Genomic DNA, 9,696 nt, shown 5'->3' with positions numbered 1-9,696 from the left:
GAAAACGGGAAAATAGGCTTTAGCAACAACTGATCCTTTGTTTGAATCAACTTTAACATCTTCTTCAGCAGTTAGAGAAGTGCCACTATCTAGTTCTACACCCTGTTCACCTGAAACAGTTATTGTTCCATTTTCTGAAGTGAACTTGCTGTTATCTAGAGTTGTTTTACCCTCTGTAGAGTCAACATTGATGTCTTTCTTACTGCTGATAGTGCTGTTAGTAATCGTAACATCGTCTTTTGCTTTGAAAGTTGTAGTTCCCTCTTGAGAAGTAATCTCTGTATCTTCAACTTTTACTTCTCCCTCATCAGACTCTACTGTTACATCTTTCTTAGCTGTAATTGTACTATTGTTCAGAGTCGTACCTTTGCCTCCGCCAATTGATACGCCACCCTCTTCAGAAAGGATTTTCGCACCATCGAGGTCTGATACACCTTCTTCAGCTTTAACCTCGAGATCTTGGTTACTGCTGATATTACTATGAACAATTGTTACGTTTTCTTTTGCTTTGAAAGTAGCAGAACCCTCTTGAGCTGTAATATTCGTACCTTGAACATTTACAGATCCATCTTCAGAGGTTACTTTAACGTCTTTCTTCGCATCTACAGTAGTACCAGGTTTTAACTCAACCCCTTCACCGCCAGAGATAGTTGCTGATCCATCTTCCGAAGTTAGCTTACTATCGCCGATAGTTGTTGTGCCATTTTCAGAAACAACTTCGAGGTCTTGTTTACCGCTGATATTACTTCTTGTGATTGTTACGTTTTCGTTAGCTTTAATAGTAGCATTACCATCTTGAGCGGTAATGTTGGTACCTTGAACATTTACCGAGCCTTTTTCAGACTCTACTTTAACGTCTTTCTTCGCATCTACAGTTGTACTAGGATTTAACTCAACCCCTTGACCACCAGAGATAGTTGTAGATCCTTCTTGTGAAGTTAGCTTACTATCACCGATAGTTGTTGTGCCATTTTCAGCAACAACTTCGAGGTCTTGTTTACCGCTGATATTGCTGTGCGTGATTGTTACGTTTTCGTTAGCCTTGATAGTAGCATTACCATCTTGAGCAGTAATGTTCGTACCTTTAACATTTACCGAGCCTTTATCAGACTCTACTTTAACGTCTTTCTTAGCGTCAATAACAGTACCGTTGTTGAGGTCAACTCCCTTCTCACCTTGAACAGAAATGTCACCATTGTCAGAAGTTAACTTACTGTTATCTCCGATAGTTGTAGTTCCATTCGTGCTACTTACTTCTACACCTTTAGAGCCAGTTAGGTTACTGTTCATAATGGTTATATTTTCTTTAGCAGTTAAGGTTACATTACCTTGAGCACTTAAGTTAGTTCCTGCTAGTTGAGCATTTCCATTAGTTGCAATTAGAGAAATTTCCTCTTTAGCCTTAACGTCTGTACCGTTGTTTAAAGTGATATCTTTGTCAGCAACTACACTTACCGAACCTTTATCTGTCTCGAACTTAATATTGTTTGAAGTAATAGATCCGTTAGTGCTTTCTACTTCGATACCAGTCTCACCTTTAACTTTTACGTTATCAAGGGTGATATCTTTACCAGCTTCAGCTGTAACATTTCCGTTTGTTGAAGTTACACCAGAGTTTGTTACCGTTAGGTTATTACCACTCTCTAATTTCACTCCTTTGTCACCAGAAAGGTTACTGTTGGTTACGGTTACATCTGTACCAGCTGTAACTGCAACATCGCCTTGCGCTGTTAAGTTGGTACCGGTTACGCTTGCGCTACCATTAGTTGCGGTAACCTTGATATCTTCTTTAGCTTTGATTGATGTACCGTTGTTCAGCGTTACATCTTTCTCAGCTACCACACTTACCGAGCCATTTGTTGCTTCAAACTTAGTATCATTCGAAGTAATAGATCCGTTTGTGCTTTGGATATCGATACCAGTCTCACCTTTAACTTTCACTTTATCGAAGGTGATATCTTTACCAGCTTGAGCTGTAACATTTCCGTTTGCTGAAATTACGTCAGAGTTTGTTACCGTTAGGTTGTTACCACTCTCTAATTTCACTCCATTGTCACCAGAAAGGTTACTGTTAGTTACCGTTACATCTGTGCCAGCTGTAACTGCAACATCGCCTTGCGCTGTTAAGTTAGTACCGGTTACGCTTGCGCTACCATTAGTTGCCGTAACCTTGATATCGTCTTTAGCCTTAATTGATGTACCGTTGTTTAGACTTACATCTTTTTCAGCTACAACACTTACAGAGCCGTTCGCAGAATCTAACTTAGAGGCATTCGAAGTTATTGATCCCGCTGTACTACTTACGTTAATACCTTTGTCGCCAGAGATATTACTGTTAGTTAGAGTAACATTATCTTTTGCACTAATGTCAACGTTACCTTCTTTGGCAGTAATGTTAGTACCTGTTACTAAGGCTTTACCGTTAGTTGAAGTAACTTTAACGTCGTTATTAGCTTCTAACGATGTACCGTTATTAAGCGTTACATCTTTATTTGCTTCAACAATAACCGAGCCGTTGCTTGCCTCTAACTTCGATCTATCCGAAGTTACACCGCCAGCTGTACTATTAACCTCAACTCCCTCTTTACCTGCAACTTTAGTATCGCTAAGTTTAATCTCTTCTTTAGCGGTAATTGTTGCTTTGCCTGATGCTGAAGTTACATTCAGGTTGTTGAACGTAGCTTTGCCGTCAGTTGAAGTAATGGTTACGTTACCCGTAGCTTCTACTTTACCTTTCTCGAAGCTAATGTCTTTACCAGCTGAAGCTGTAAAGTTACCTTTAGCGACAAAGTCAGTATTCGTTGCTTCGAGTTTACCATTGCTTGAAGTTAAATCTACATTGAGACCCGTGATATTGCTGTTAGTTAAAGTAACATCTTTATCTGCAGTAATTGCCACGTCACCGGTTGCTGATGAAACATTTGTACCTAGGATAGTTGCGTTACCGGTAGTTGCTGTGATTGTAACTTTATCATTTGCTGTTACTTTTGTACCGCTATCTAAAGTTACATCTTTGTCAGCTACTACTGACACCGGACCTTGATCTGCTGTAAAGCTTGAGCCCGCGGTTGCACAAATAGAACCTTGCGTACTGTTTACATCAATACCTTTAGGTGCTGTTACCGTTGTACATGTAAAGGTGATATCTTCAGCAGCCTGAACTTTAGCGCTACCCTTACTTGAAGAGAGGTTGACATTGGTAAAGGTTGCTTTACCGTCTGATGAAACTAGAGTTACATCTTTGTTTGCGCTTAAATTACTGTTAGTTACCGTGATATCGTCTTTAGCGTTAACTGTAGTTTGACCATTAGATGAAACTAGGTTCACATCTGTAAAGGTCGCGCCACCGTTAGAGGTTGTAACTGTAACATTGCCGTTTGCTGTGAAGTTACCCGCGCTTAAGCTAATATTTTCTTTCGCTGACAGGTTGAGGTTGCCACCAGCTTTCACTTCAGTATTGTCTGCAGTTAAAGTACCATTCGATGAACTTACAGTTACATCTTTGTGACCAGAGATATTACTGTTAGTTAAAGTAACATTCTCTTTGGCACCAATAACTACATTTTCGGTCGCTGAAGTGATGTTAGCTCTAATGATGTTGGTGTTACCATTCGCTGAAGTAACTTTAACTTCGGTTTTACCAGTTACAGTAGTACCGTTGTTAAGAGTTAAGTCTTTGTCAGCTTCTAGGGTTACACTGCCCTCGTCAGATGTAAGAGTTGAGTTGTAAGTGCTGAGAGCGCCGTCGGTGCTCTTAACAGCTAACTCTTTCTTACCTGCAACTGTACTGTTAGTTATAGAGATATCATCTTTGGCAGTTACCTTAGTACCTCCCTCTTTAGCAGTTACGTTAACATTTTCTAATGCTACTTTACCGTCAGTTGAAGTTACGCTTACGTTACCGTTCGCGGTAAAGTTACCAGCGGTTAAGCTTACGTTTGCTTTAGCAGAGATATTTAGGTTACCACCTGCAGCTACTTCAGTATTACTTGCGGTTAGAGTACCGTTTGCTGAGCCTAAAGTAATATCTTGTTTACCTGAGATATTACTGTTAACTAGAGCAACGTTCTCTTTCGCAAGAATTGCAACATTTGCGTCAGTTGAAGTAACGTTTGCACCAGTTACGGTTGTACTACCATTTGCTGATACAACTTTAACGTCAGTTTTACCCTTAACTTGAGTACCGTTATTAAGCGTTAAGTCTTTATCAGCAGCTAGAGTTACAAAGCCGTCGCTTGAAGTTAAGCTTGAGTTGTTCGAAGTAAATTTACCTGCGGTACTATTAACTTCTAGACCTAGCTTACCAGCTACTGTACTGTTGTCTACTAAGATGTCATCTTTAGCAGTTACGGTAGTCGTTCCTCCAGTAGAAGTTACATTAACATTGGTAAATGTTGCTTTACCGTCAGTTGAAGCTACGCTTACGTTACCGTTAGCAGTAAAGTTACCTGCGGTTAAGCTTACGTTTGCTTTAGCAGAGATATTTAGGTTACCACCAGCAGCTACTTCAGTATTGCTTGCGGTTAGAGTACCGTTTGCTGCGCCTAGGGTTATATCTTTGTTACCAGAGATATTACTGTTAACTAGAGCAACGTTCTCTTTCGCAAGAATTGCAACATTTGCGTCAGTCGAAGTAACGTTTGTACCTGTAACAGTTGTACTTCCATTTGCTGATACAACTTTAACGTCTGTTTTACCCTTAACTTGAGTACCGTTATTGAGCGTTAAGTCTTTATCAGCAGCTAGAGTTACAAAGCCGTCGCTTGAAGTTAAGCTTGAATTGTTCGAAGTTAATTGACCTGCGGTACTATTAACTCCTAGACCTAGCTTACCTGCAACTGTACTATTGTCGATTGCGATGTTGTCTTTCGCGGTTAAAGTAGTTGTGCCTCCAGTTGCAGCCACATTAACATTGGTTAATGTTGCTTTACCGTCAGTTGAAGCTACGCTTACGTTACCCGCAGCTGTAAAGTTACCTTTGCTTAAGCTAATGTCATCTTTAGCAGTAATACTTAGGTTACCTGTAGCTTGAACATTAGAGTCACTTGCGGTTAAGTTACCGTTAGTTGCGCTAAGAGCTACATCTTTACCTGAAACGTTGCTATTGCTTAAGGTTAGGTTATTCGCTGCTTGTAAGTTCACATCTGCAGTTGCGTTTACTGTGCTTTGAGTTACACATAAATCACCGCCTGCTGTGATGTTTGCATTTTTAGTAGCTTCTAATTTAGCTTTGCTTAGAGTTACATCTTTCGAACCGCTAATAGTCACGCTACCGTCTGTTGCTTGTACGCTTACGTTAGCTAAAGTCGCGTTACCATCTTTGGCTTGAGCAGTTACGTTTGTACCTTTGAGACTAGAGTCTGTTAAGCCTAAGTTTTTACCAGCTTCTAAGGTTAGGTTCGCAGTTGCGTTTACAGTAGTTTGTGCAACTGTTAGGTTACCATTAGTTGCTTTGGCAGTAATGTCGCGACCTGAGATATTGCTGTTAGTTAGTGCAACTTCTTTACTTGCTGTAATTGCTACATCACTTTCTGAAGTTACATTTGTACCTAAAACTGAAGCATTCCCCGTAGTTGCAGTAATTGTAACTTTATCTTTTGCCGTTACTTGAGTACCGTTGTTTAAAGTTACATCTTTATTTGCGACCAGAGAAATCGCACCATTTGCAGAGGTAAAACTCGATCCAGCTGATGAGTTAATTGACCCTGCGGTACTATTAACGTCAATACCTTTATCCCCGCTTACATTAGTATTTGTAAAGGTGATATCTTTGCTTGCTTGAACTTTAGCACTACCTTGTTCTGCCGTGAGGTTCACATTGGTAAATGTTGCTTTACCGTCAGTTGAGGTTAAGCTTACATTGTTTTGTGCTTTTAAGTTACTGTCAGTTACAGAGATATCTTCTTTAGCGTCTACTGTAAGGTTACCGTTAGTTGCAGTTACGTTAACTTTATCTAGAGTAGCTTTACCGTTAGTTGACGCAATGGTTACATTTGCGTTTGCAGTAAAGTTACCCGAGCTTAAGCTAATGTCATCTTTAGCTTTAACATTTAAGTTAGCGTTAGCTTTAACATTGGTTTGGGTCGCAGTGAGGTTACCGTTAGTTGCGTTTAAGGTTACATCTGCGCCTGAAATATTAGTGTTTGCTAAGGTTAAGTTATTACCTGCAGTTAGGTTAACGTCACCAGTTGCATTGATAAATACCTCGCGAGCGCTTAAGTTACCTTTAGTTGAACTTACGGTTATGTCTTTAGCAGAGAAGTTACTGTTAGTTAAAGTTACATCTTTAGCAGCGCTTGCGTTGATATTACCTTGAGTTGAAGTTAAGTTACTGTCAGTTACTTCTAACTTACCGTCTTTACTTGCTAAGGTTATATCTTTAGCACCCGAGATGTTACTGTTGGTTAAAGTAAGATCTTTGCCTGCACTTAAGCTTACGTTACTCTCTTGTGAAGTAACATTGGTTCCTGTTAATGAAGTATTACCATTTGCTGAAGCTACTTTAACGTCAGTTTTACCAGTTACACGGGTACCGTTATTAAGCGTTAAGTCTTTTTCAGCAGCTAGAGTTACCGCACCCATATCAGAAGTTAAGCTTGAGTTGTTCGAGGTTAATGCACCTGAAGTACTGTTAACTACTAAGCCTTTGATTCCTGCTAGAGTACTGTTGTCTAGAGTAATATCCTCTTTAGCAACTACTGCCGTAGTTCCCTCTTTCGCAGTTACGTTTACATTAGTTAATGTAGCTTTACCTGCAGTTGAAGTTACGCTTACATTAGCTTGAGCTGTAAAGTTACCTGCTGTTAGAGTTACGTCTGCTTTACCAGAGATATTTAGGTTCGCAGTTGCATTAACGTTAGCATTAGTTACGGTTACCGTACTGTTTGCTGAGCTTACAGTTACATCTTTACCGGTAACGTTACCGTTGCTTAGCGTTACCGCTTTATTTGCAGTTAAGGCAACATCACCATTTGCTGCAGTAAAGTTAGTATTAGTAGCAGTTAATGCACCGTTAGAACTTGCAACAGTTACGCCAGTGTTACCGGTTACTGCACTATTCTCTACTTTGATGTCGTCTTTAGCTTTAACCGCTAGAGCGCCATCTTTAGCAGTTAAGTTTACGTTAGTTAATGTCGCTTTACCTTCAGATGAAGTTACGCTTACATTGCCTTGCGCCGTAAAGTTACCATCTTTAAGAGTTACATCTTCTTTACCAGAGATATTTAGGTTCGCAGTTGCATTTACGTTAGCATTAGTTACCGTTACTGTACTGTTTGCAGAGCTTACAGTTACATCTTTACCAGTCACGTTACCATTGCTTAGCGTTACCGCTTTATTTGCAGTTAGGGCAACATCACCATTTGCAGAGGTAAAGTTAGTATTAGTCGCTGTTAATGAGCCGTCAGTACTTGCAACAGTTACGCCGGTATTACCATCTACTGCACTATTCTCTACTTTGATGTCGTCTTTAGCTTTAATTGCCAGAGCGCCACCTTTAGCAGTTAAGTTTACATTGGTTAATGTAGCATTACCCTCAGATGAGGTTACGCTTACATTGTTACCTGCCGTAAAGTTACCTGCGGTTAGAGACAGATTACCTTTAGCTGTAATCTCTAGGTTACCCGTAGTTGCGTTAACTTCAGACTTACTTGCGGTTAAGTTACCGTTAGTTGCCGTTAAAGTTACATCTTTGTAACCAGAGATATTACTGTTAGTTAAAGTTAGATCTTTATTTGCAGTTAAGGCTACATTAGCAGTTTCCGAAGTTAAATTCGTTCCAGTTACAGCTACGTTACCCTTAGCTGACACTACTTTAACGTCTAACTTACCTGATACATTTTTACCATTGTTAAGCGTTAAGTCTTTGTCTGACACTAAGGTTACTCCACCCTCACTCGAAGTTAAGCTTGAGTTCAGTGAAGTTAACGAACCTGCAGTACTATTAACCTCTAGACCTTTAGCACCTGCTAGAGTACTGTTGTCGACCTTGATATCATCTTTAGCTGTTACCTTAGTTGTACCATCTTTAGCAGTTACGTTTACGTTAGTAAAGGTTGCTTTACCTTCACTTGCAGTTAAGCTTACGTTGCCGTTAGCAGTAAAGTTACCTGCAGTCAGAGTTAAGTTAGCATTTGCAGTGATGTTAAGGTTACCGCTCGCTTTAACTTCAGTTTTGCTCGCGCTTAAGTTACCTTTTGCAGAGCTTAAGGTTACATTTGCTCCAGTTACACCTACGTTTGTTAAAGTTACATCTTTGTCTGCTAACAGAGCTAAGTTACCATTAGTTGCTGTTAGGTTAGCATTGCTTGCCGTTAATGCGCCTGCGGTGCTATTAACTTCTAAGCCTTTCTTACCTGCAACTGTGCTATTGGTAATATTGATATCACCTTGAGCAGTTACTTTGGTTGCTCCCTCTGTTGAGGTTACATTTACTTTCTCAAGGGTAGCTTTACCTGCAGTTGAAGTTACGCTTAGGTTACCTTTAGCAGTAAAGTTACCTGCAGTTAAGCTTACGTTGTCTTTAGCGCTAACGCTTAAGTTACCATTGGTTGCTTTAACCTCAGTTTTACTTGCAGTTAAGCTACCGTTAGTTGAGCTTAAGCTTACGTCTTGCATGCCAGAGATATTACTGTTATCGATTGTAATATTCTCTTTAGCAAGAAGAGAAACGCTTGCCTCGCTTGAAGTGATGTTAGTACCTCTAACTGTTGCGCTACCATTTGCAGAAGAGAGTTTAACGTCTTGTTTACCAGTTACTTGCGTACCGTTATTTAGTGTAAAGTCTTTCTCTGCAGCTAGGCTTACCCCACCGTCAGTTGAAGTTAGGCTAGAGTTGTAAGTAGTTAACTTACCACCAGTGCTATTAACCTCTAGACCTTGTTTACCTGCAACTGTACTGTTAGCAACACTAATGTCGTCTTTAGCCGTAACTTTAGTTGTGCCTGCAGTTGAGTTTACATTCACTTTTTCAAGGGTAGCTTTGCCGTCAGTTGAAGCAATGCTTACGTTACCGTTGGCAGTAAAGTTACCTGTAGTTAAGCTTAAGTTCGCTTTAGCTGAGATATTTAAGTTACCGCTTGCTTTAACGTCAGTATCTTGGGCAGTTAAATTACCGTTAGTTGAACTTGCAGTAATATTAACTCCTGATACAGTTGCATTAGTTAACTTAACATCTTTCTCTGCAAGCAGAGCAACGTCTCCTTCTTTAGCAGTTACGCTTGCATTATTTGCCGTTAACGCTCCCTCTTTACTGTGAACTTTAACTCCTTTATTGCCAGTTACTGAACTATTAGCGAGGCTAATGTCATCTTTGGCAGTAATTTGCGTTGTACCAGCGGTTGCAGTTACATTCACTTTTTCAAGAGTAGCTTTACCGTCTGTTGAAGCAATGCTTACGTTACCATTTGCAGTGAAATTACCTGCAGTTAAGCTTAGGTTAGCTTTAGCTGAGATATTTAGGTTACCGCCTGCTTTAACTTCAGTTTGATTTGCGGTTAAGTTACCGTTGGTCGCACTTACAGTTACATCTTTGTGACCAGAGATGTTAGTGTTAGTTAAAGCTACGTTATCTCTTGCCGTAATTGCTACGTTGGCATTGGTTGAAGTTACATTCGTACCAGTTAAGCTTGCGCTACCATTTACGGCTTGCAGTTTAACGTCATCTTTACCTGATACATTTGTACCATTGTTGAGCGT

Annotated in this window: 1 protein-coding gene (running past one end of the window); it reads right to left on the bottom strand. The window is 40.0% G+C overall.

Going from position 1 to position 9,696, the window contains the following annotated elements; genetic code table 11:
- Positions 1-9,696: part of a hemagglutinin repeat-containing protein coding region (locus CKF54_RS03925; protein WP_147396813.1), annotated on the bottom strand (this coding region is incomplete at both ends). The annotated region continues 22,615 nt past the right edge of the window; the window shows 9,696 of its 32,311 annotated nt.

Origin of the sequence: Psittacicella hinzii (assembly GCF_003585885.1) — a bacterium.
Classification (GTDB): Bacteria; Pseudomonadota; Gammaproteobacteria; order Enterobacterales; family Psittacicellaceae; genus Psittacicella.
This window is presented reverse-complemented; position numbering and strand designations above follow the sequence as displayed.